This window comes from Streptomyces sp. Edi4 (genome assembly GCF_040253615.1).
Taxonomy (GTDB): Bacteria; Actinomycetota; Actinomycetes; order Streptomycetales; family Streptomycetaceae; genus Streptomyces.
Window position 1 is genome coordinate 5,547,702 of record NZ_JBEJGY010000004.1, and the last position, 21,310, is coordinate 5,569,011.

The following is a 21,310-nucleotide window of genomic DNA, read 5'->3' on the forward strand; positions in this document are numbered from 1 at the left end:
TTCAGTGGTGCGCGGGTCAGGAGCCGCCGTTGATGGCTGCCTTGGTGACGGCGCCCTGCGCACCGCCCCACTTGTCGATGGCCGTCTTGTACGAGCCGTCCTTGATGATCGCGTCAAGCGCCTGCGACAGGGCGTCGCGCAGCTGGGTGTTCTTCTTGTCCACCGCGATGCCGAAGGGGCCCGCGTCGGAGGGGTTGGCGACCGCCTCGAAGTCGGCGCCGCCGCCCGCGGTCTTCGCGATGTACGCGGCCACCGGGGAGTCGTTGAGGTCGGCGACCGCGCCGCCGGCCTTGACGCGCGTCTGCGCCTCGGCGTCGGTGGCGAAGGCCTCGAAGTCCAGCTTGCCCTTGCCGTCCTTCTCGCACTTGGCGGCGAGGTCCTTGGCGGCCTGCTCATAGGTGGTGCCGCGCTGCACGGCGATCTTCTTGCCGCACAGGTCGTCGGTGGACTTGATGCCCTGCGGGTTGCCCTTCTTGACCAGGATGCCGGTGCTCGCCGTGTAGTAGTCGACGAAGTCGACACCCGTACCGGTCTTCTTGCCGTCCTTGTCGAGGCCTTCCTGGCGGGCCTTGGTGTCGCTCACCGAGGACATGACCGCGTCGTAGCGGCCGGTCGGCAGCGCGCCGAGGAGGGTGTCGAAGGTGCCGCTGGTGAACTCGAACTTCACGCCGAGCTGCTTGCCGAGGGCCGCGGCGATGTCCGGGTCGATGCCCACGATGTTCTCGCCCTGCTTGAACTCCATGGGGGCGTACGTGGCGTCCGTGCCGACCTTGATGACGCCGGCCTTCTGGATGTTGGCGGGGAGCTTGGAGAAGAGCGGCGCGGACTTCGAGGCCCCGCCCGACGACTCGGGGGCCGAGCCCTTCTTCGTCTGGTCACCGCAGCCGGTGACCAGCAGGGCGCCCGCGACCGCGATCGCGCCGACCGCGGCAATCCGGGAGGTGGCGGCGGTCGTGCGGCGGGTGGTGCTTGCGGTCATGGTCGGGTTCCTCCGGCAGGTGTTGAGGGAGTGGCCATGGCGTGCGTACAACGAAACGCACAGGTCCTGGCGGTGGTCGTGCACGCGTCCTCGGGTGTCGCGACCGCGGCGTGAACCGCGTGTGAAGTCGCATCTTGCCATTCGGACCTCGAAAATCGAGGTCGCAGCCATGTCAAAATCGGATAACGGGTCACCCCCCGAATCCGCCCATGCCGCCACATCCCGGCTCTCGGCGCGGGACCATCTGCGGGCCGGGCCTCCATCGGCCGTGAATTCTCCGGTTCATCTCATGATGCGGATATGTTTCATGCCGCGTAACCGACTTGTCGGGACACCGCGTGAAGAGTCGTGTCACGGTACGGAGGCCGCTTGCGACGGAGCGTCGACGCTGGGTCAATATGGACTCGTCGGCGGACGTCTCTGTCCGGTAAGAAGGATCCTTACACCCCTCATCCGGGGCTCAGGGCGCGTGTGCGGCGCGCCCGCGCGTACGTACCTCCTCCCCGCGGGGCGGGCCAACCGCCCTCAGCGGGGCACGTACGCGGGTCCGCCCACCCCTCCTCAACAAGGAGTGGCCACCCTCAACTGATGAAGACTTAAGGGGTACAACACCATGGCAGCGGAGATCGTCAATCCTCGCAGCGAAAGCACCACGGAGGGTTACGGAGATTCCGTCGAATCCTTCGACCCTGCCTTCGCGCTCCACCGGGGCGGCAAAATGGCCGTGCAGGCCACCGTGCCGATCCGGGACAAGGACGACCTGTCCCTCGCCTACACACCGGGCGTCGCCAAGGTGTGCAGCGCGATCGCCGAGAATCCGGAGCTGGTCCACGACTACACCTGGAAGTCGCAGGTCGTCGCCGTCGTGACGGACGGCACCGCGGTGCTCGGGCTCGGCGACATCGGCCCCGAGGCCTCCCTCCCGGTCATGGAGGGCAAGGCGATCCTGTTCAAGCAGTTCGGCGGCGTCGACGCGGTGCCGATCGCGCTCGCGACCACCGACACGGACGAGATCATCGAGACCGTCGTCCGGCTCGCCCCCTCCTTCGGCGGGGTGAACCTGGAGGACATCTCGGCCCCGCGCTGCTTCGAGATCGAGCGGCGCCTCCAGGAGGCCCTGGACATTCCGGTCTTCCATGACGACCAGCACGGCACGGCCGTCGTCACCCTGGCCGCCCTGCGCAACGCCGCCAAGCTCACCGGGCGCACGCTCGACGACCTGCGCGCGGTGATCTCGGGCGCCGGCGCGGCGGGCGTGGCCATCGCCAAGTTCCTGCTCGAAGCCGGGCTCGGCGATGTGGCGGTCGCCGACCGCAAGGGCATCGTCAGCAGCGACCGTACGGACCTGACCGACGTCAAGCGCGAGCTCGCCGAACTCACCAACAAGGCGGGCCTTTCCGGCTCCCTGGAGAGCGCGCTCGCCGGCGCGGACGTCTTCATCGGCGTCTCCGGCGGTACGGTCCCCGAGCCCGCGGTCGCCTCCATGGCGCCGGGTGCCTTCGTCTTCGCGATGGCCAACCCGAACCCCGAGGTGCACCCCGACGTCGCGCACAAGTACGCGTCGGTCGTGGCCACCGGCCGCTCGGACTACCCGAACCAGATCAACAACGTGCTCGCCTTCCCCGGCATCTTCGCGGGCGCCCTCCAGGTCCGGGCCTCCCGGATCACCGAGGGCATGAAGATCGCCGCGGCGAACGCGCTGGCCGATGTCGTGGGCGACCAGCTCGCCGCCGACTACGTCATCCCGTCGCCGTTCGACGAGCGGGTCGCCCCCGCCGTCACGGCCGCGGTCGCCGCCGCCGCCCGCGCCGAGGGCGTGGCGCGCCGGTAGCGGCATCCGGATCTGTGCGTACGCGGCCGTGCCGGGCGCTCCTTCGGGGAGCCCGGCACGGCCGTTCGCGCTCTCGCGGCGTGCGGGGCGTCACAGCCGTGGGAGGTTCCGGCGGCCGGGCCGCGCACCCTAAGGTCAGGGCCATGTTCGCCGCATACGCCGCCCGCATCGACCGTGACCAGCCGCTCAGCGGCCTCGAGTTGGGGGAGCGGCCGGCCCCCGAGGTGCGCCCCGGCTGGAGCCTGATCGACGTACGGGCCGCCTCCCTCAACCACCACGACATCTGGTCGCTGCGCGGGGTCGGGCTCACCGAGGACAAACTGCCGATGATCCTGGGCTGCGACGCGGCCGGGGTCGACCAGGACGGCAACGAGGTCGTCCTGCACTCGGTGATCGGCCAGAGCGGTCACGGGGTCGGCCCCGCCGAGGGCCGCTCGATCCTCACCGAGAAGTACCAGGGCACCTTCGCCGAGCAGGTCGCCGTACCCACCTGGAACGTGCTGCCCAAGCCGAAGGGGATGAGCTTCGCGGAGGCCGCGTGCCTGCCGACGGCGTGGCTGACCGCCTACCGGATGCTGTTCACCAACGCCGGTGTGCGGCCCGGGGATTCGGTGCTCGTGCAGGGCGCGGGGGGCGGCGTCGCCACGGCCGCGATCGTGCTCGGCAAGGCGGCGGGGCTCCGGGTCTTCGCCACCAGCCGCGACGAGGCCAAGCGCCGGCGGGCGGTGGCGCTGGGGGCGGTCGAGGCGTACGAATCGGGGGCGCGACTGCCGCAGCGCGTGGACGCGGTGATCGAGACGGTGGGGGCGGCGACCTGGTCCCACTCCGTGAAGTCCCTGCGCCCCGGGGGGACCCTGGTCATCTCCGGCGCCACCAGCGGCGACCGGCCCGCCCACGCCGAGCTGACCCGCATCTTCTTCCTGGAGCTGAAGGTCGTCGGCTCGACCATGGGCACGAAGGACGAGCTGGAGGACCTGCTCGCGTTCTGCTCGGCGACGGGTGTGCGTCCCGTCATCGACGAGGTGCTTCCGCTTGACCGGGCCCGGGAGGGCTTCGAGAAGGTGGCGACGGGGGACGTCTTCGGGAAGGTCGTCCTCACGGTGGAGTGACGCCGGTCCGGCCGGGCGGGGGTGGGCCGTGGTTTCGCGCGGGGTGTACGTGCGCGGGCTGCGGCCTTTTGCTTGGCGTGGGTGTCAACTTTGGTTGACGATGGGCGGTTGTCAATGTACGTTGACGCCATGACCAAGGCAACCGATCTCGCCGCACGAGCCGGCGACCGCGACCCGAGGGTCGGACTGCGGGCCGTCGCCGCGCTGCGCCGGCTCCTGGAACAGCTCGAATCCGTACAGGTGCGCAGCGCCCGCGATCAGGGCTGGTCATGGCAGGAGATCGCCGCCGAGCTGGGGGTCAGCCGGCAGGCCGTCCACAAGAAGCACGGGAGGTCTTGATGTTCGAGCGATTCACGGGTGACGCGCGGGCGGTGGTGGCGGGGGCGGTGGAGCGCGCCTCCCGCGCGGGGTCCCCGGTGGTGACCGAGGAGCACCTGCTCCTTTCGCTCCTCGACCGCGAGGACACGGCGGGGGCCCGCGTGCTCGCCGCGCTGGGCGTCACCGGCCGGCGTGCCGAGATCGCCGAGGGGCTGGCCGCCGCGCGGCGCCGGGGCGGCATGTCCCGGGCGGACGAGGAGGCGTTGGCGGATCTTGGCATCTCCGTGGCGGAGATAGTCGCCAGGGTCGAGGGGGTGCACGGTCCTGGCGCGCTCTCCCGCGCCGAGCCGGGCAGGGCGTGGCCCTCCGGGAGGCCGGCCTTCACGAAGGGGGCGAAGAGGGTGTTGGAGAAGGCGCTGCGGGTGGTGGTGGCGCGGAAGGAGAAGTCCATCGGGGACGAGCACCTTCTGCTGGGGCTGCTGGCCGTGCGGGGGGTTGAGGGGGAGGTGCTGGAGCGGTACGGGGCGTCGTACGAGGCGGTCGAGGCGGCCCTCTAGGACGCGGGCCGGCAAACCGCGCCATCGACCGGGCAGGGTGACTGTGCGCGCGGGCCGGCGCCGCCCCCTCGGCTGGGCGGGGTGATTGCGCGCGCGGGGGCGGGCGCCGCGCCTTCGGTGTGGCGGGGTGACTGTGCGCGCGGGCCGGCGTCGCCCCCGGCTGGGCGGGGTGACTGTGCCCGCGCGGGCCGGCATGAGCCCTGCTGGGGCGGGGGTGCTGGGTGCGGCCGAGGGTGCGGGCCGGCGCCAAGTGGTCAGGGGCGCGGGGAACTGCGCGGCGGGCCGCGCACGGCCCGCACGTGCGGGTCGGCCTCCTGGGGCTTCGCCCCAGACCCCGGGGGCCCCTCCCCGCCCCTTCCCTAAACCCTCCGGGGGTGGAAGGAAAAATCCTGGGGCTCCGCCCCGGACCCCGTTCGCGCTGAAGGCGCTCGTCCTCAAACGCCGGACAGGCTGACGATGGCCGCCCGGGCCGGCACCAATCCCGCCAGGGGCGCGGGGAACTGTGCCGGCCGGGCTGAAGCCCCCGTGCGGGCCGGCGCCAAGTGGTCAGGGGCGCGGGGAACTGCGCGGTCGGCCGCGCACGGCCCGCACGTGTAAGCCGGGCTCGCGGGGTTGGCCCGTGCGTGACTGGCCACGTGCGGCCCGCAGCTACAGGCCGCGCCCCGGCCCGGTGGGGCTGTCAGGGGTGGAGGGTGGTGGTGATTCGGGCCGCCGCTTCTGCCAAGTGCCGCCTGGCCTCACGGAGTTGGGACTCCGTCACGCCGTGGTCCCGGGCCGCGTCCCGGATTCCGTCGCGGAACCGGTCGAGCAACCGGTCCAGGTCCCGCGCCGGGTCACCGGAGGACTCCTCCCGCGCCCACTCCGGCTCCGCCGGCTCCCGCTCCGGCTCCCGCTCCGGCTCCCGCTCCGGCTCCGGCTCCCGCTCCCGCTCCCGCTCCCGCGCAGGCTGCCCCAGACCGAACCGGCCCAGCTCCTTGGTGAGCTCGGCGAGCCCTTCCCGTACCCCCGTGGGCCAGTCGCCCCGCGCGAAGTGTTCCTGCACCTGGCGCTGCACGTCCTCGCGCGCCTTCTCCTGCGCCTCCTTCGCCTGGCGGCGCGCCTGCTCCGCCTCGTCGCGGGCCCGGCGGGACTCCTCCTTCGCGCGCCGCGCCTGCTCCTTCCACTCCTGCTTCGCCCGTTTGAACTCGTCCTTGGCCTGCTGCCAGGCCTCCTTGTCGCCCCACGCGCCGTCGAAGAAGTCGGACGCCTCGGGGAACCCCTTGCCGGCGCCGGCCGAAGAGGACCCCGTACGGGACTCGCGCGCCGCGCGGCGCATGTCGTCGCGCAGACTGCCGGCCGCACCGCGTACGTCGTCGCGGATCTCGGCGGCGAGTTCGGAGACGGACTCGCGGATCTCCATTTCCAGATCCGCGAGTTCACCGCCGCGCCCCGCCAACTCCGCGCGGCCGGCGTCAGTGATCGAGTAGACCTTGCGGCCGCCCTCGCTGGTGTGCGTGACCAGGCCCTCGGCCTCCAGCTTGGCGAGCCGGGGGTAGACGGTGCCCGCGCTGGGCGCGTACAGCCCCTCGAAGCGCTCTTCGAGCAGGCGGATCACCTCGTATCCGTGGCGCGGCGCCTCGTCGAGCAGCTTGAGGAGGTAGAGGCGGAGGCGACCGTGGGCGAAGACGGGGGCCATGTCAGAGCACCTTCTTGGTCGAACCGGCCGAGCCGGTCGAACCGGTCGAGTCGGACTGGGCGTCGGCGGGGGCCTCGGCGTCCGGCTCGGGCCCGCCGCCCGGCGCCCGGTCCTCCAACGGCCCCTCCTCGTCCGCCGTGGCGGGCCTGCGCAGGAGCGCGATCGAGCCGGAGACCGTCGTCGCCCTGAGCGTCCCGTTGCCCGCCCCCAGCGTGCCGGTGATCTTCTTCGTGCCCCACTGTCCGCTGATCCGCAGATCCTCGAAGGCGCTGGAGACGGCCCCGCTGGCGGTGTTGGCCTCGACCCGCGCGTCGGCCGGGTGCGGCAGCCGGATGGCGACCTCGCCGGACACGGTGGTCAGGCGGATGTCGGAGGCCCGGGGGCCCGGGTCGAGGTCGAGCAGCATGTCGCCGCTGACCGACTCGGCGGCCACGGTGGCCCCGGCCCCTTCGACGACGGTCAGGTGGCCGGAGACCGACTTGAACCGGAACTCCCCCGTGACCCGCTGGGCCTCCACGTCGCCGGTGACGCTCTCGGCGCGTACCGGTCCGGCGAGCTTGACCAGGGTGGCGTCACCGGTGACCCCCCTTACCTCCGTGCGCCCCCGGATCCCCGAGACCACCGCGCCCGCGCCGACCGTGCCGACCTCGACGTCCGCGTCGGCCGGCACCGCGAGCGAGACCACCGCGCTGCGGTTCCAGCCCTTGCGGTTGAGCCACTTGAGGAAGTCCCGCCAGGCCAGATCCTCGTAGGCGACGGTGAGCGTCGAGCCTTCGCGCGTCACGATCAGCGGGGGTCCCTCGACCGAGGAGATCTCCAGGCGCGAGGAACTTTCCTCGGTGCCCACGACGTTCACCGTTCCGTTGACGACGCGCACCTGGACCCTCGTCACCGGTTCGTCGAAGGTGAGCTTCTGCGACTCTGGGACGGACCACGTGGACTTGGACATGGCTGACCTCCTGGACGCCGCGTTCGTACGGCTACGAGCAGTGGGATAGCTGGGGGGTAGACGCAATATATCGCGTGTCCCCTAAACACGTTATATCGCGAGCCGGGAAAGTCAAGCCCTTGGGAAAGTCGCGACCTTCGCGAACCGGTGAAATGGGTCAGAAACGGGTCAAGATGGCCTAGCGTGAGGCTCATGCCCGTCGCCCTCGCCCCCGGAGCGCTGCTCCTGTGCCGCGCCGAACCCGCGGTGGTCCGCCCGGTCGCCCAGCTGCTGCGCGAGCCGGTGCTGCTCACCGCGGCGGGCGAGGGCTGGAGTGTGCTGATCCCGTCCTACGAGCGCAGGCGGCCCGGCGCCGACCCCGTCGACCAGGTGCTGACCGGCTGGGCGGGCGCGCTCGCCATCGGCGTGGGCCGGCCCGCGATCGCCCTGTGGTGGGACGACGCCCACGCGGGATACACCCTGGCCTCCGGCTTTCGCCGCCCGGTCGGTTACGTCTGGCTCGCCGACGGCACCCCGCTGGGCGAGGACGAGGCGATGCGCACCTTCGCGGCCCGGCTCGTCCTCGACCCCGTGCACGACGTGGCAGCGCTCGACGCGCTGACCCGGCCCGACCCGGCCGCCGACGCCCGCGTCCGCCTGCTCGGCCTGCTCGCGGTCCTCGCCCGTACGGGGATCCGCCTGCCCGGCGGCCTCGCACCGGGCGAACCGGCCGACGAACTGCGCGCGGCGGCCCTCGAACAGGGTGCAGAGACCATTGAGTGGCCCGGCCCGCGCGACGCCGCGCGCCCCGGGCTCGCGGCGACCGAGGCCGACCCGGTGAGCCCTGCGGTGTGCGCACCCTGGGCGCGCTTGGTGGGAGGCGCCCAGCTCGCGGTGGGATTGCCACTCACGGCCTGGGGGCTGGCCCGCCGCAGCGGCGGCTGGACCGCGGCGGGCGCGATCCTCACCGCCCAGGGGGCCATGAGCCTCGCGTACGGCCGCGTCCGGGCCCAGCCCGGCGGCCGCTGTCCACGCGACTGACGCGTATTACGTGATCCGGCCGCGCTCGGGACGGCGCGCCCTCACTCCTCGTCGTCGTCCTCGTCGTCAAGACGCGCCAGCCACGTGGCGAGCCGTTCGACCGGCACCTCGAAGTCGGGGTTCAGATCGACGAAGGTACGCAGCTGCTCGGCGAGCCACTCGAAGGTGACCTCCTCCTCGCCGCGCCGCTTCTCCAGCTCCTCGATGCCGCGGTCGGTGAAGTACACAACTTGCTCCTGGGACGTACGGGATGGTCACCCCAGCGTATCCGGCACGTGCTGCCCCCCAGGCCGCCGAATCCGCTCGCTTGATCGGGATCGGACAGGCGCGGCGCGGCGTTGTGGGGGTATGAGGCAGGGGACGACTGACGGAGGTGGCTGCGGATGTTCGGAGGGCTCGACGAGGTCTTCGCTCCCGCGCGGCGGCACACCGAGGAGGAGCGCCGCCGGCAGGAGATCACGCTCGACGAGGTCGGTGACTCCGATCCGGGGCGCGGGCCGATAGACCTGGCCAGCGGCAGCGTGGTCATACGCGTGCCTCAGGCGGCGGACGCCGCCGAGGGAGACGCCGACGCCGACGCAGGGGACGGGGGAGCGGAGGACAGCGCCCGGCAGGACGGCGGCGACGACGGGCGGACCGGCTGACGTCGCACGGGTCGGCTGACGTCGCACGGATCGGCTGAGGTCGTCGCGGGCCGGCTGAGGTGGCGCCCGTCGGCTGAGGCGGCCCGGGCACCGGGCGACTGAGGCCGCACCGGCGGTGAGGTGGCCCCGGCGACTGAAGGCCGCCCGCCCGCGCCCGGTACGCCGAAGGGCCCCGCATCCCCGTCCACTCGGGATGCCGGGCCCCTCGATCGCGTACGACAGCCGCGGACTAGGCCTCGAAGACCTCGTTCACCAGCTGCTCCTGCTCCTGCTCATGGCGCTTCTTCGAGCCCACCGCAGGGGACGAGCCGTGCGGGCGCGAGATGCGGCGCAGGCGCTCGCCGTGCGGCACGTCCGCGCCGACGGCCAGGTCCAGGTGGTCGATCAGGTTGAGCGCGATGAACGGCCAGGCACCCTGGTTCGCCGGCTCCTCCTGGGCCCACAGGTACTTCTCGGCGTTCGGGAACTTCGCGATCTCCGCCTGGAGCTCGGTACCCGGCAGCGGGTACAGGCGCTCGATGCGGATGATCGCCGTGTTGGCAGCCGCCGCGTCCGTCGCGCCGCGCTTCTCGCGCTCGGCGACCAGGTCGTAGTAGACCTTGCCCGCGCAGAACACGACCTTGCGCACCGCGCTCGCGTCCACGTGCTCGTCGCCGATCACCGGGCGGAACCCACCGCTGGTGAACTCCTCGACCTTCGAGGCCGCCGCCTTCAGACGCAGCATCGACTTCGGGGTGAAGACGATGAGCGGCTTGTGGTGCGGGTTGTGGACCTGCCAGCGCAGCAGGTGGAAGTAGTTCGACGGCAGCGTCGGCATGGCGACCGTCATGTTGTTCTGCGCGCACATCTGGAGGAAGCGCTCCGGGCGGGCGGACGAGTGGTCCGGGCCCTGGCCCTCGTAGCCGTGCGGCAGGAGCAGCGTGACGCCGGAGGTCTGGCCCCACTTCTGCTCGGCCGAGGAGATGAACTCGTCCACGACCGTCTGGGCGCCGTTGACGAAGTCGCCGAACTGCGCCTCCCACATCACCAGGGACTCGGGACGGGCCAGCGAGTAGCCGTACTCGAAGCCCATCGCCGCGTACTCCGAGAGCAGCGAGTCGTAGACGTTGTAGCGCGCCTGGTCGTCGGAGAGGTACATCAGCGGGGTGTAGTCCTCGCCGGTGACCTGGTCGACCAGGACCGCGTGGCGCTGGCCGAACGTGCCGCGGCGGGTGTCCTGGCCGGAGAGCCGGACCGGGACGCCCTCCATGAGCAGCGAACCGATGGCCAGGGTCTCGCCCATGCCCCAGTCGATCGTGCCGTCCTCGACGGAGGCGGCGCGGCGCTGCATCTGCGGCATCAGACGCGGGTGGACGGTGATCCGCTCGGGGATGTTCACCTGCGACTCGGCGATGCGCTTGACGGCCTCCTGCGAGACCGCCGTGGAGACGGCGACCGGGAACTGCGCCTGGGTGTCGGAGGAGTGGATCTCGCCCGGGGCCGAGGTGGCCTCGCGGACCTCCGCGAACACCTTCTCCAGCTGCCCCTGGAAGTCCTGAAGGGCCTGCTCGGCCTCTTCCAGGGTGATGTCACCACGACCGATGAGCGATTCGGTGTAGAGCTTGCGCACCGAACGCTTCTTGTCGATCAGGTTGTACATCTGCGGGTTGGTGAACTGCGGGTTGTCGCCCTCGTTGTGACCGCGACGGCGGTAGCAGATGAGGTCGATGACGACGTCCTTGTTGAACGTCTGGCGGAACTCGAAGGCCAGGCGCGCGACGCGGACCACGGCCTCCGGGTCGTCGCCGTTCACGTGGATGATCGGCGCCTCGATCATGCGGGCCACGTCGGTGGCGTACATGGACGAACGCGACGACTCCGGGGCGGCGGTGAAGCCGACCTGGTTGTTGATGACGATGTGGACCGTGCCGCCGGTGCGGTAGCCGCGCAGCTGCGACATGTTCAGGGTCTCGGCGACGACACCCTGCCCGGCGAAGGCCGCGTCACCGTGCAGGGCGACGGGCAGGACCGTGAAGTCCGTGCCGCCCTTGTTGATGACGTCCTGCTTGGCGCGGGCGACACCCTCAAGGACCGGGTCGACCGCCTCCAGGTGCGAGGGGTTGGCGACGAGCGAGACCTTGATCTGCTCACCGTCCAGACCGGTGAAGGTGCCGGACGCGCCCAGGTGGTACTTCACGTCGCCGGAGCCGTGCATCGACTTCGGGTCGAGGTTGCCCTCGAACTCGCGGAAGATCTGCGCGTAGGACTTGCCGACGATGTTGGCGAGCACGTTCAGGCGGCCGCGGTGGGCCATGCCGATGACGACCTCGTCCAGGCGCGACTCGGCGGCGCTGTCGATGACGGCGTCGAGCAGCGGGATGACCGACTCGCCGCCCTCGAGCGAGAAGCGCTTCTGGCCGACGTACTTGGTCTGGAGGAACGTCTCGAACGCCTCGGCGGCGTTCAGGCGGCGCAGGATGCGCAGCTGCTCCTCGCGCTCCGGCTTGGAGTGCGAGCGCTCGACGCGGTCCTGGATCCACTTGCGCTGCTTGGGGTCCTGGATGTGCATGAACTCGATGCCGGTGGTGCGGCAGTACGAGTCGCGCAGGACGCCGAGGACGTCACGCAGCTTCATCAGGGTCTTGCCGGCGAAGCCGCCGACCGCGAACTCCCGCTCCAGGTCCCACAGGGTGAGGCCGTGCTCGGTGATGTCCAGGTCGGGGTGCTTGCGCTGGCGGTACTCCAGCGGGTCGGTGTCGGCCATGACGTGGCCGCGGACCCGGTAGGAGTGGATCAGCTCGAAGACGCGGGCGGCCTTGGTGACGTCGTCGTCGTGCGAGGCGTCGATGTCCTTGAGCCAGCGGACCGGCTCGTAGGGGATGCGCAGCGCCTCGAAGATGTCGTCGAAGAAGCCGTTGTCGCCGAGGAGCAGGTTGGCGACGATGCGCAGGAACTCGCCCGACGCCGCGCCCTGGATCACCCGGTGGTCGTACGTCGAGGTGAGGGTCATCACCTTCGAGATGCCCAGCTTGTTCAGGGTGTCCTGCGAGGTGCCCTGGAACTCGGCCGGGTAGTCCATCGAGCCGACGCCCATGATGACCGACTGTCCGGGCATCAGACGCGGCACGGAGTGCACGGTGCCGAGGCCGCCGGGGTTGGTCAGCGAGACGGTGACGCCGGTGAAGTCGTCCATCGTCAGCTTGTTGTTCCGGGCGCGGCGCACGATGTCCTCGTACGCCTGCCAGAACTCGAAGAAGTTGAGCGTCTCGGCCTTCTTGATGCCGGCGACGACGAGCTGGCGGTCGCCATTGGGCTTCACCAGGTCGATGGCGAGGCCGAAGTTCACGTGCTCCGGCTTGACCAGGGTCGGCTTGCCGTCCTTCTCGACGAACGCGTAGTTCATCGACGGCATGGCCTTGATCGCCTGCACCATCGCGTACCCGATGAGGTGGGTGAAGGAGACCTTCCCGCCCCGGGCGCGCTTGAGGTGGTTGTTGATGACGATGCGGTTGTCGAACAGAAGCTTCACCGGGACGGCGCGCACGGACGTGGCCGTGGGCATCTCGAGCGAGGCGTTCATGTTCTTGGCGACCGCGGCGGCGGGGCCGCGCAGCGTCACGTACTCCGGGCCCGCCGGGGCCTCGGTGGCCCCAGAAGGCTGCACGGCCCCGGCCGTTCCGGTGGAGCCGGTGCTCGCACCGGTCGTCGCCGCCTTGGGGGCCGGCTTCGCGGCGGCCGGCGCGGCGGCGGGCTTGGCGGGCGCGGCCGCAGCGGGCTTCGCCTGGGCCGGAGCCGGGACGGCTGCCGGAGCGGCCTGGGCCTTCGCCGGCGCGGCGGCCGGCGCCGCGGGAGCCGGGGCGGCCGGGGCGGGCGCGGGCGCGGTGGGAGCACCCTGAACAGGGTTGTCCGCCGTGCCGGTGGCACCCGGCTTGTAGTCGGCGAAGAAGTCCCACCAGGCACGGTCGACCGAATTGGGGTCCTGGAGGTACTGCTGGTAGATCTCGTCGACAAGCCACTCATTGGCACCAAAGCCGGCCGCAGGGTTCTTGCCCTGCCCGTCTTGGTCGGTCGAGACGCTCGAATTACTGGGGGACTGAGACGACACGGCGGTAACCGCCCTCTTCCGCTTCACAAGGTGATGGACAGCGGAAATAAAGGCTACGCCTCCCTTGCCTGGACGCGCAGGCCGGGCATGCCACAGTCGTGTAAGTCACACCGGACGCGTGGTTTCGGAGCGCGAAATGGCGGGAAACAAGCGTGGTTCCGCTCTTCCTCGCGTCCCTTTGGGTACGCGGCAGTACGGCCACGGCCCCCTGGACCGCGCGCCGGAAGGGCCGCCTCCGTGGAACACCACGCAGAACGACCGCTTCCGGTTCGAACTTTACGTCAACTTTGCTGGCGGGGTTGCCCCGGCAGGGTGACCTGGATGCGGCAGCCGCGCGCCGATTCGGCCACCCCGATCCGGCCGCCGTGCAGATCCACCGCCCAGCGCGCGATGGCGAGCCCGAGCCCGGTGCCGCCGTCGCTGCCGGGGCCGTGCGGCGAGGGCGCGGTGCCCCGGTTGAAGCGTTCGAACACCCGGTGCCACTCCGACTGCGGTATGCCCGGGCCCTCGTCAAGGACCTCCAGGTCGAGCGAGCCGGGCTGGGCGCCGCGCCGGGCCCGTACGGTCACCCGGCCGTGCGGCGGCGAGTGCTTGACGGCGTTGTCGATGAGATTCGCCACGACCTGGTGCAGCCGCTCCGCGTCGGCGTGCGCGGTCAGCTCCGGCGGCGACACGTCCAGGTGCAGATGGACGTCGGTGCGCTGGTGGTTGCCCGAACCGGAGGAGAGCTTGCGCTGGGCGGCCGCGAGGTTCGCCTCCTTGAGGACGCCCGACAGATACGGCCACACCTCGAAGCGGTGGGCGCGCAGCGTCACCACGCCGTTGTCCAGACGGGACAGGTCCAGCAGGGTCTCGACCAGCCGGCCAAGGCGCTCGGTCTGCTTCAGGGCCGTGCGCATCGTCTCCGGGTCGGCCGCGGAGACTCCGTCCACCACGTTCTCCAGGACCGCCCGCAGCGCCGCGATGGGCGTGCGCAGCTCGTGCGAGACATTCGCCACGAGTTCCTTGCGGTGGCGGTCGACGGCCTCCAGGTCGTCGGCCATGCGGTTGATCGTGCCGGCCAGGTCGCCGAGCTCGTCGCGACGGTCGGCGCCGCGCACCCGGCGGGTGTAGTCCCCGTGCGAGATGGCGCGGGCCACGGTGTTCATCTCGTCGAGCGGGGCGGTGAGCCCGTGCGCGACGAACTGGGTGATCAACAGGGTCGCTATCACCGAGAAGACCGTGATGAAGCGGAGCTCGGTGCGGGTTTGCAGGGCCACCATGAGCAGGCCCGTCGTGATGAACACGGAGACGACCACGAGCGAGCCGAGCTTCGTCTTGATCGATATCGAGACCGATCTGAGCCCGGCGGCGATCCGGGCGCCCAGGCCCCGCCCCGCCCTGGCCCAGCTGCCGCGCCGGCCCGGCTCGTCCCAGCCGGGCCGCTCGCCACTGCCGCGCAGCTGCCGGGCCCGGTCTCCGGCCCGGCTCATGGCGCCGGGGTCTCCAGCGCGTATCCGACGCCGTGGACGGTACGGATGCGCTCGGCCCCGATCTTGCGGCGCAGCGCCTTGATGTGGCTGTCCACGGTGCGGGTGCCGGACGCGTCGGCCCAGTCCCACACCTCGGCGAGCAGCTGCTCGCGCGAGAGCACGGCGCGCGGGGTGTTCGCCAGACAGCTCAGCAGGTCGAACTCGGTCGGCGTCAGATGGACGTCCTCGCCGCGCACCCGTACCCGGCGCTGCGCGTGGTCGATCTCCAGCTCGCCGAGGCGGAGTATGCCCGTGCGCGGCGTACTCGCGGCGAGCGCGGCGCGCTCCACCCGGCGCAGCAGCACATGGACCCGGGCCGCCAGCTCGCGCATCGAGAACGGCTTGGTCATGTAGTCGTCCGCGCCGACCCCGAGCCCGACCAGCATGTCCGTCTCGTCGTCGCGCGCCGTCAGCATGAGGACCGGCACGGGCCTGCGGGCCTGGACCCGGCGGCAGACCTCCAGGCCGTCGAAGCCGGGCAGCATGATGTCGAGGACCATCAGGTCCGGCTGCCAGGCCTCGGCCGTGTCGACGGCGGCGGGGCCGTCGACGGCCGTCTGCACCTGGAAGCCCTCGGCCCGCAGCCGGGCCGCGATGGCGTCCACGATCGTCGTGTCGTCCTCGACGACCAAAACCCTGCGCTGGGCGCCGGGCGTCGCCGCGACGCCGTTGTGGCCGGTGTGAGTCTGCTCCATCGGTTGCCCCGCCCTGACTGTGCTCGCCCGGGGATCCGTGGGGTGATCCCCTGTGTCGGTCAGAGACTAGAGGCACTTTCCGCATCTCGGCTACGCAGGGCGAACGCCGAGATGGACCACGTCAGGGACGCCCCGGGCAACTCGGATCTCTTTGGTATGTACCCCGGTGAATCCGGCATTCCGGAGCGCCTGCTCGAAGGCGGGAGAGGGCTGGGCCGACCAGACCGCCAGTACCCCTTCGGGTCTCAACCGCCGTGCGCAGTGGGCGAGTCCGGCCGGGGAGTACAGATGGTCGTTGCCCTCCGTGACGGTCCAGTCGGGCCCGTTGTCGATGTCCAGGCACAGCGCGTCGAAGGTGTCCTGGGCGGTACGTACGTAATCCACCAGATCGGCGTGGATGATCCGGGTACGCGAATCGGACAGGGACGGCCCGGAAATGGCGTGGAGTGGACCTGCGCGGTGCCAGTCGATGATGGCGTCCTCCCGCTCCACCACGGCGATTTGGCCCCAGCGCGGGTCCCTGACCGCATGTGCGAGGGAGAACCCGACGCCGAGCCCGCCGATGAGCAGCGAGGGGTGGGCGGTGCCGGGCGCGAGTGTGTCGTACGCCGCATCGATGAGCAGGCGCTCCGAGCGGCCGTCCGAAGTATCCATGAGGAAGCAGCCATTGGCGATGATCTCGAAATGCGTCCCGCGCCGGCGCAGTACGACTTCCCCGTGGGGTCCTTGGCGCCGATCGAGAGTGGCGATGTCGTCCATGCCCGTGAGGATGCCGTTCGTGGCGCCGCCGCGCACGTGAATTGCGGGCCCGGCCCGGCGCGCGCCGGACGCTGTGCCCACGGTTGGCCGGGCCGGGGGCCGGGTACGTGCCGGTAGCCCCTGACGCACAGGACGCGTCAAAGGTTGTCTGCTGTGGTGCACGCCATAGACGCGGCCGGAGTCGTTCGCGGAGGGTGTGCGTTGTAGGGACGTAAGCGAGTACGGAACACGGCCGGGCGACGCGGGCGCGGCTTGATGCGGGGCGCGGTTCGCCGCGGTCCGGGGAAGGGGCCTCACCCGGTGCACCCGCTCGAAACCCGCCCGCCCGCCCCTCCGACGAGCACGCCGCCCAACGCGACGCGGCGCAGGGTGCGTCCGGTTGCTGCCGTGCCTTCCGGGGCTGCGCTGCCTGCGGGTGCTGCCGTGCCTGCGGGTGCTGCTCTGTCTTCTGCGGGTGCGCTGCCCTCGGGTGCTTCGCTGCCTTCTGCGGCCGCCGTGCCTTCGGGTGCCGCCCTGTCTTCGGGTGCCGCCGTGTCTTCGGGTGCCGCCGTGCCTTCGGGTGTCGTCCTGTCTTCGGCTGCCGCTCTGCCTTCCGCCGCTGCTTTGCCTTCGGGTGCCGCTCTGCCGTCGGCTGCACCGTCTCCCGCCGCTTCCCTGCCTTCCGCTGCCGCGCTGGCGAGTGGCGCCCGGTCCGCCACAGCGCCCGGCACGGCGCCCGGCACGACCCTCGCCGCAGCCCCCGGCACGGCGACCGGTGGGCCGGCGGACGAGCCGGGCCCGGCGTTCGGCGTGGGCCGCGGGCTGGGCCGGATGCGGCGGGTGCTGCCGTCGCCCGCCGCCCCGTTCGCCTTCGGCTACGCCCTGCTGCTCCTGGCGACGTCGCTGTACGCCCAGTACGGCGACCGGGACACCGTGGACGCGCTGCTCCAGGGGTCGAGTACCGACGTGGCCCATCTCTCGACCCGGCCGGTCCTCGCGATCGTCGCCAGCGCGCTGTGGATCGCGGGCGGCGTCCTGTCGCCCTACGCGGTCGTCTTCGTCTTCGTCCTGGCCGCCCTGGAACACCGCATCGGCGGCTGGCGCACGGCGGGCGTCTTCCTGCTCGGGCACGTGATCGCCACCCTGGCCACCGAGATCCCGGTCGCGCTCTCCGTGCTGGCGGGTCAGCTGCCCGAGAGCTCGCTGCACCGCCTGGACTACGGCATCAGCTTCGGCCTGATGGCCACGGTGGGCGCCCTGGCGGGGCTGCTCGTGCCGCTCTTCCGCTGGACGATCCTGGCCGTGGTGGGAGTGCTGCTCGCGCAGGACCTCCTGGACATCGCCGATCCGCTGGCCGCGTGGGGCCATCCGATAGCGCTCCTGGTGGGTGTGGCGTGCTGGCCGGCGGTGCGCCGCGTGCGCCTCCCGGCGCAGCCGGGCTGACCACCGGCCGCCGTCACGCGCGGCCGCCGTCACTCGCCGACGCCCCACCGCCGTGGGGCCGCCCCGACCACGCGAGCACGTGCCACAACTGCTTGATGTACTGGAGTACTTCGTCCCGCGTGCCCCATGCGGCCCACGCGTGCGGCTCGCGCACGACGGCCGCAGCCGCGTGCCCGAGCACCCGGGCGTCGAGGAGGCCGTGCGGGGAGTGGGCGCGGCAGATCCACTCGGCGAGCGCCACCATGACCGCCCCCCGGAACCGCGCGTCCACTTCGTGCGGCGCCAGCACGAAGCCGGCGTGCCACTCCAGGGGCACGCCGGTCGAGGCGAGCAGCCGGGCCGTCCGGGTGCCCCGGAACGAGGGGTCGAGCACCAGCGCCTCGGCGTCCCGGCCCAGCACGATGGGACCGTGCACCTGGGCCTCGACGTGACCGTCGAGCACCCGCCCGTGCCCGCCGCGGCCCGGCCCGGGCGCGGCGCCGGGCGAGTGCGGGATCGCTTCCGGCGCATCCGGTGCCATGCCGCGCATATCCACACCGGCCTGCGCCAGGCCCGCGAGGACGCACGCGAAGGCGTCGGCGGTCCCCACGTCCGTGGGCCCGAGGTGGCTGTCCCCGTGACAGAACGTGGACCGCCGACTCACCTCGGTACGCAGCCGTACGTGACAGGAGCCGAAGCGGGGCGCGGCGCCGTCGGTGTGGCCGAACACGTTGAGCGCGCCGTACTTGGGCCGCTCCTCGGGCCGCACCCCCTGCCGGTGGTAGGCGCCCCCGAACAGCCCCCGCTCCCACTCGTCCCGCGCCCCGCCGGGGAACGCCGTCCGGCCGCCGTTGGACAGACCCGTCTCGTACTGGTTCCGGTAGACCCCGTCCTCGGCGAGCGCTTCGGCGACGGTGCGCCCGTCGGCGGGACGCAGCCGGTCCGGGTGGAAGTTGAGCGTGATGCGGGCGCGCCGCAGGACGGACGAGGCGAGCGCGTCCGCGTCCACCCAACCGAGCCGGCGCCCGGCCCCCGCCCGGCCCGCGCGCGCCAGGGCGCGAACGTGAGCGAGGGCGGCGGCCTGAGCGGGGGTGAGCGTCATGGTGGCGAAGGTAGGGGAGCGGGCCGCGGGACGGCGCGGGAATTTCGCGCTGGCCGTGTTCAGGCCGGGAGCGGAACCGCGTGGACCGTAAACCGGAGCCGCCGAACCGGGCCGCGTGGAGCCATGACCACACGGTTCCCGGGTGATCGCTCAGAGCGAACGGCTCTCGGGGAACATTCCTCCACTCACAAGCATTGAGTCGGCATAGCTCAACTTGACTGCCGAAGGGGAGATCATGGCTACCGAGTCCACGGCACCGTCCACACCGACCACCCTGCCCGTGCTGCCGCTCGACGACGAGGTCGTGCTGCCCGGGATGGTGGTGCCGCTCGATCTGTCCGATGCCGAGGTGCGGGCCGCCGTCGAGGCCGCGCAGGCCGCTGCCGGGCCGGACGGGGGCAAGCCGCAGGTGCTGCTCGTGCCGCGGGTCGACGGGACGTACGCCGCGACCGGTGTGCTCGGGACCGTCGAGCAGGTCGGGCGGCTCTCCGACGGTGACCCCGGCGCCCTCATCCGGGGCCGTCACCGCGTGCGGATCGGCGCCGGCACCACCGGGCCCGGCGCCGCCCTCTGGGTGGAGGGCACCCGGGTCGAGGAGACCCTGCCCGACCCCCTCCCGGGCCACGTGGCCGAGCTCGTCAAGGAGTACAAGGCCCTGGCCACCGCCTGGCTCAAGAAGCGCGGTGCCTGGCAGGTCGTCGACCGCGTCCAGCAGATCGAGGACGTCTCCGCGCTCGCCGACAACTCCGGATACTCGCCGTTCCTCACGACTGCCCAGAAGGTCGAACTCCTGGAGACGGCCGACCCGGTGGCCCGCCTCAAGCTGGCCACCGAGCAGCTGCGCGAACACCTCGCCGAGCAGGACGTCGCCGAGTCCATCGCCAAGGACGTCCAGGAAGGCGTGGACAGGCAGCAGCGCGAGTTCCTGCTGCGCCGCCAGCTCGACGCCGTGCGCAAGGAGTTGCGCGAGCTGAACGGGGAGGGCGGCGAGGAGGACGAGAGCGACGACTACCGCGCCCGCGTCGAGGCCGCCGACCTGCCCGAGAAGGTCCGCGAGGCCGCGCTCAAGGAGGTCGAGAAGCTGGAGCGCGCCAGCGACCAGTCGCCGGAGGGCTCCTGGATCCGCACCTGGCTCGACACCGTCCTCGAACTGCCGTGGAACGAGACCACGGACGACGTGTACGACATCCCGGGCGCCCGCGCGGTCCTGGACGCCGAGCACGCGGGCCTGAAGGACGTGAAGGAGCGCATCACCGAATACCTCGCGGTGCGCAAGCGCCGCGCCGAACGCGGGCTCGGGGTCGTCGGAGGCCGTCGCGGGGGCGCCGTGCTCGCGCTCGTCGGCCCGCCCGGCGTGGGCAAGACCTCGCTCGGCGAGTCAGTGGCGCACGCCATGGGCCGCAAGTTCGTGCGGGTCGCGCTCGGCGGCGTACGCGACGAGGCCGAGATCCGGGGTCACCGCCGCACCTATGTGGGCGCCCTGCCAGGACGGATCGTCCGGGCCATCAAGGAGGCCGGGTCGATGAACCCGGTCGTGCTGCTCGACGAGATCGACAAGGTGGGCTCCGACTTCCGGGGCGACCCGGCGGCCGCCCTGCTCGAAGTCCTCGACCCGGCGCAGAACCACACCTTCCGCGACCACTACCTGGAGGTCGAGCTCGACCTCAGCGACGTGGTGTTCCTCGCCACCGCCAACGTCCTCGAAGCCATCCCCGAGGCGCTGCTCGACCGCATGGAACTGGTCAGGCTCGACGGGTACACCGAGGACGAGAAGGTCGTCATCGCCCGCGACCACCTGCTGCCGCGCCAGTTGGAGCGGGCCGGTCTCGAAACCGGAGAGGTGGTTCTGGAGGAGGCCGCGCTGCGCGGGCTCGCGGGGGAGTACACCAGGGAGGCGGGCGTACGGAACCTGGAGCGCTCCATCGCGCGGCTGCTGCGCAAGGTGGCCGCCGAGCACGAACTGGGCCGGCGCGAGCTGCCGTTCACCATCACCCCCGACGGCCTGCGCGACCTGATCGGACGCCCGCACCACGTGCCCGAGTCCGCCCAGGACCCGGCCGAGCGGCGCACCGCGGTGCCCGGCGTGGCCACCGGACTCGCCGTCACCGGCGCCGGCGGCGACGTCCTGTTCGTGGAGGCCTCCCTCGCCGACGCGGAGACGGGCGCGGCGGGCCTGACCCTGACCGGTCAGCTCGGCGACGTGATGAAGGAGTCCGCGCGGATCGCGCTGAGCTTCCTGCGCTCGCACGGGGCCGAACTGGAGCTCCCCGTGGGGGACTTGAAGGACCGGGGCGTGCACGTCCACTTCCCGGCGGGCGCGGTCCCCAAGGACGGCCCGAGCGCCGGCATCACCCTGGTCACCGCGCTGTCCTCGCTCCTGTCCGGACGCCAGGTGCGCACCGACGTGGCGATGACCGGCGAGGTGTCGCTGACCGGCCGGGTGCTGCCGATCGGCGGGCTCAAGCAGAAGCTGCTCGCCGCGCACCGCGCCGGGATCACCACCGTGGTGATCCCCAAGCGCAACGAGGCCGACCTGGACGACGTCCCGCCGGAGGTCCTGGAGAAGCTGGAGGTCCACCCCGTGACCGACGTCCGCCAGGTCCTGGAGATCGCGCTCTCCCCGGCGCAGGTCGCGGTCGCCGCGGCGGCCTGAGCCCCGGGCCTTTCGCGCGGGAG

At 71.9% G+C, this 21,310-nt stretch carries 17 protein-coding genes; 8 read left to right on the plus strand and 9 right to left on the minus strand.

Annotated features, from left to right (window positions below; genetic code table 11):
* Nucleotides 1–16: 16 nt before the first annotated feature.
* A complete protein-coding gene (locus ABR738_RS27350; protein ID WP_350232609.1) occupies nt 17–979 on the minus strand; it encodes an ABC transporter substrate-binding protein in 963 nt (320 codons plus the stop codon).
* Between the two features lie 613 nt (nt 980–1,592).
* Here ABR738_RS27350 and ABR738_RS27355 point away from each other — a divergent pair.
* The 4 genes from ABR738_RS27355 to ABR738_RS27370 all read left to right on the plus strand — a co-directional run bounded on the left by ABR738_RS27355 (nt 1,593) and on the right by ABR738_RS27370 (nt 4,794).
* Complete coding sequence (locus tag ABR738_RS27355; protein ID WP_350232610.1) at nt 1,593–2,810, plus strand: NAD(P)-dependent malic enzyme; 1,218 nt, start codon at nt 1,593–1,595, stop codon at nt 2,808–2,810.
* A gap of 143 nt (nt 2,811–2,953) precedes the next feature.
* On the plus strand, nt 2,954–3,919 hold the full coding sequence (locus tag ABR738_RS27360; RefSeq protein ID WP_350232611.1) for a zinc-binding dehydrogenase: 966 nt from the start codon (nt 2,954–2,956) through the stop codon (nt 3,917–3,919).
* 129 nt (nt 3,920–4,048) lie between these two features.
* Nucleotides 4,049–4,258: a helix-turn-helix domain-containing protein gene (locus ABR738_RS27365; protein WP_350232612.1), complete on the plus strand. Its 210-nt coding sequence runs from the start codon at nt 4,049–4,051 to the stop codon at nt 4,256–4,258.
* Nucleotides 4,258–4,794 carry a Clp protease N-terminal domain-containing protein gene (locus tag ABR738_RS27370; RefSeq protein ID WP_350232613.1) on the plus strand — a complete coding sequence of 179 codons (537 nt, stop codon included), beginning with the start codon at nt 4,258–4,260 and terminating at the stop codon, nt 4,792–4,794. The genes ABR738_RS27365 and ABR738_RS27370 overlap by 1 nt, the downstream gene beginning before the upstream one ends.
* A 679-nt stretch (nt 4,795–5,473) precedes the next feature.
* On the opposite strand, the gene ABR738_RS27375 is transcribed toward ABR738_RS27370, so the two are convergent.
* Nucleotides 5,474–6,469: a PadR family transcriptional regulator gene (locus tag ABR738_RS27375; RefSeq protein WP_350232614.1), complete on the minus strand. Its 996-nt coding sequence runs from the start codon at nt 6,467–6,469 to the stop codon at nt 5,474–5,476.
* A 1-nt stretch (nt 6,470) separates the two neighbouring features.
* Nucleotides 6,471–7,418 carry a DUF4097 family beta strand repeat-containing protein gene (locus tag ABR738_RS27380; RefSeq protein ID WP_350232615.1) on the minus strand — a complete coding sequence of 316 codons (948 nt, stop codon included), beginning with the start codon at nt 7,416–7,418 and terminating at the stop codon, nt 6,471–6,473.
* A gap of 192 nt (nt 7,419–7,610) precedes the next feature.
* Between ABR738_RS27380 and ABR738_RS27385 the strand changes: the two genes are divergently transcribed.
* Entirely contained in the window at nt 7,611–8,438 is an 828-nt protein-coding gene (locus tag ABR738_RS27385; RefSeq protein WP_350232616.1) for a hypothetical protein, read from the plus strand.
* Between the two features lie 41 nt (nt 8,439–8,479).
* On the opposite strand, the gene ABR738_RS27390 is transcribed toward ABR738_RS27385, so the two are convergent.
* Nucleotides 8,480–8,665 carry a DUF6104 family protein gene (locus ABR738_RS27390; protein WP_037674049.1) on the minus strand — a complete coding sequence of 62 codons (186 nt, stop codon included), beginning with the start codon at nt 8,663–8,665 and terminating at the stop codon, nt 8,480–8,482.
* A 156-nt stretch (nt 8,666–8,821) separates the two neighbouring features.
* Here ABR738_RS27390 and ABR738_RS27395 point away from each other — a divergent pair, with 156 nt between their 5' ends.
* On the plus strand, nt 8,822–9,082 hold the full coding sequence (locus ABR738_RS27395; protein WP_350232617.1) for a DUF6191 domain-containing protein: 261 nt from the start codon (nt 8,822–8,824) through the stop codon (nt 9,080–9,082).
* Nucleotides 9,083–9,311: 229 nt separating this feature from the next.
* On the opposite strand, the gene ABR738_RS27400 is transcribed toward ABR738_RS27395, so the two are convergent.
* The 4 genes from ABR738_RS27400 to ABR738_RS27415 all read right to left on the minus strand — a co-directional run bounded on the left by ABR738_RS27400 (nt 9,312) and on the right by ABR738_RS27415 (nt 16,131).
* Complete coding sequence (locus ABR738_RS27400) at nt 9,312–13,166, minus strand: multifunctional oxoglutarate decarboxylase/oxoglutarate dehydrogenase thiamine pyrophosphate-binding subunit/dihydrolipoyllysine-residue succinyltransferase subunit (protein ID WP_350232618.1); 3,855 nt, start codon at nt 13,164–13,166, stop codon at nt 9,312–9,314.
* A gap of 281 nt (nt 13,167–13,447) precedes the next feature.
* Complete coding sequence (locus ABR738_RS27405) at nt 13,448–14,638, minus strand: HAMP domain-containing sensor histidine kinase (RefSeq protein ID WP_350232619.1); 1,191 nt, start codon at nt 14,636–14,638, stop codon at nt 13,448–13,450.
* Nucleotides 14,635–15,372, minus strand: a complete 738-nt coding sequence (locus tag ABR738_RS27410) for a response regulator transcription factor (protein ID WP_350232620.1) — start codon at nt 15,370–15,372, stop codon at nt 14,635–14,637. The genes ABR738_RS27405 and ABR738_RS27410 overlap by 4 nt, the downstream gene beginning before the upstream one ends.
* Nucleotides 15,373–15,462: 90 nt before the next feature.
* On the minus strand, nt 15,463–16,131 hold the full coding sequence (locus tag ABR738_RS27415) for a spermidine synthase family protein (protein WP_350232621.1): 669 nt from the start codon (nt 16,129–16,131) through the stop codon (nt 15,463–15,465).
* A 789-nt stretch (nt 16,132–16,920) separates the two neighbouring features.
* Here ABR738_RS27415 and ABR738_RS27420 point away from each other — a divergent pair.
* Complete coding sequence (locus tag ABR738_RS27420) at nt 16,921–17,553, plus strand: rhomboid-like protein (protein ID WP_350232622.1); 633 nt, start codon at nt 16,921–16,923, stop codon at nt 17,551–17,553.
* 13 nt (nt 17,554–17,566) lie between these two features.
* On the opposite strand, the gene ABR738_RS27425 is transcribed toward ABR738_RS27420, so the two are convergent.
* A complete protein-coding gene (locus ABR738_RS27425; protein WP_350232623.1) occupies nt 17,567–18,634 on the minus strand; it encodes a DUF3626 domain-containing protein in 1,068 nt (355 codons plus the stop codon).
* Nucleotides 18,635–18,869: 235 nt separating this feature from the next.
* Between ABR738_RS27425 and lon the strand changes: the two genes are divergently transcribed.
* Nucleotides 18,870–21,287 carry an endopeptidase La gene (gene lon, locus ABR738_RS27430; protein ID WP_350232624.1) on the plus strand — a complete coding sequence of 806 codons (2,418 nt, stop codon included), beginning with the start codon at nt 18,870–18,872 and terminating at the stop codon, nt 21,285–21,287.
* Nucleotides 21,288–21,310 lie beyond the last annotated feature (23 nt).

Bases quoted from the DNA above. Each gene is read 5' to 3' on its own strand.
- ABR738_RS27350 (WP_350232609.1), bottom strand. From the start codon at position 979: ATGACCGCAAGCACCACCCGCCGCACGACCGCCGCCACCTCCCGGATT.
- ABR738_RS27355 (WP_350232610.1), top strand. From the start codon at position 1,593: ATGGCAGCGGAGATCGTCAATCCTCGCAGCGAAAGCACCACGGAGGGT.
- ABR738_RS27360 (WP_350232611.1), top strand. From the start codon at position 2,954: ATGTTCGCCGCATACGCCGCCCGCATCGACCGTGACCAGCCGCTCAGC.
- ABR738_RS27365 (WP_350232612.1), top strand. From the start codon at position 4,049: ATGACCAAGGCAACCGATCTCGCCGCACGAGCCGGCGACCGCGACCCG.
- ABR738_RS27370 (WP_350232613.1), top strand. From the start codon at position 4,258: ATGTTCGAGCGATTCACGGGTGACGCGCGGGCGGTGGTGGCGGGGGCG.
- ABR738_RS27375 (WP_350232614.1), bottom strand. From the start codon at position 6,469: ATGGCCCCCGTCTTCGCCCACGGTCGCCTCCGCCTCTACCTCCTCAAG.
- ABR738_RS27380 (WP_350232615.1), bottom strand. From the start codon at position 7,418: ATGTCCAAGTCCACGTGGTCCGTCCCAGAGTCGCAGAAGCTCACCTTC.
- ABR738_RS27385 (WP_350232616.1), top strand. From the start codon at position 7,611: ATGCCCGTCGCCCTCGCCCCCGGAGCGCTGCTCCTGTGCCGCGCCGAA.
- ABR738_RS27395 (WP_350232617.1), top strand. From the start codon at position 8,822: ATGTTCGGAGGGCTCGACGAGGTCTTCGCTCCCGCGCGGCGGCACACC.
- ABR738_RS27405 (WP_350232619.1), bottom strand. From the start codon at position 14,638: ATGAGCCGGGCCGGAGACCGGGCCCGGCAGCTGCGCGGCAGTGGCGAG.
- ABR738_RS27410 (WP_350232620.1), bottom strand. From the start codon at position 15,372: ATGGAGCAGACTCACACCGGCCACAACGGCGTCGCGGCGACGCCCGGC.
- ABR738_RS27415 (WP_350232621.1), bottom strand. From the start codon at position 16,131: ATGGACGACATCGCCACTCTCGATCGGCGCCAAGGACCCCACGGGGAA.
- ABR738_RS27425 (WP_350232623.1), bottom strand. From the start codon at position 18,634: ATGACGCTCACCCCCGCTCAGGCCGCCGCCCTCGCTCACGTTCGCGCC.
- lon (WP_350232624.1), top strand. From the start codon at position 18,870: ATGGCTACCGAGTCCACGGCACCGTCCACACCGACCACCCTGCCCGTG.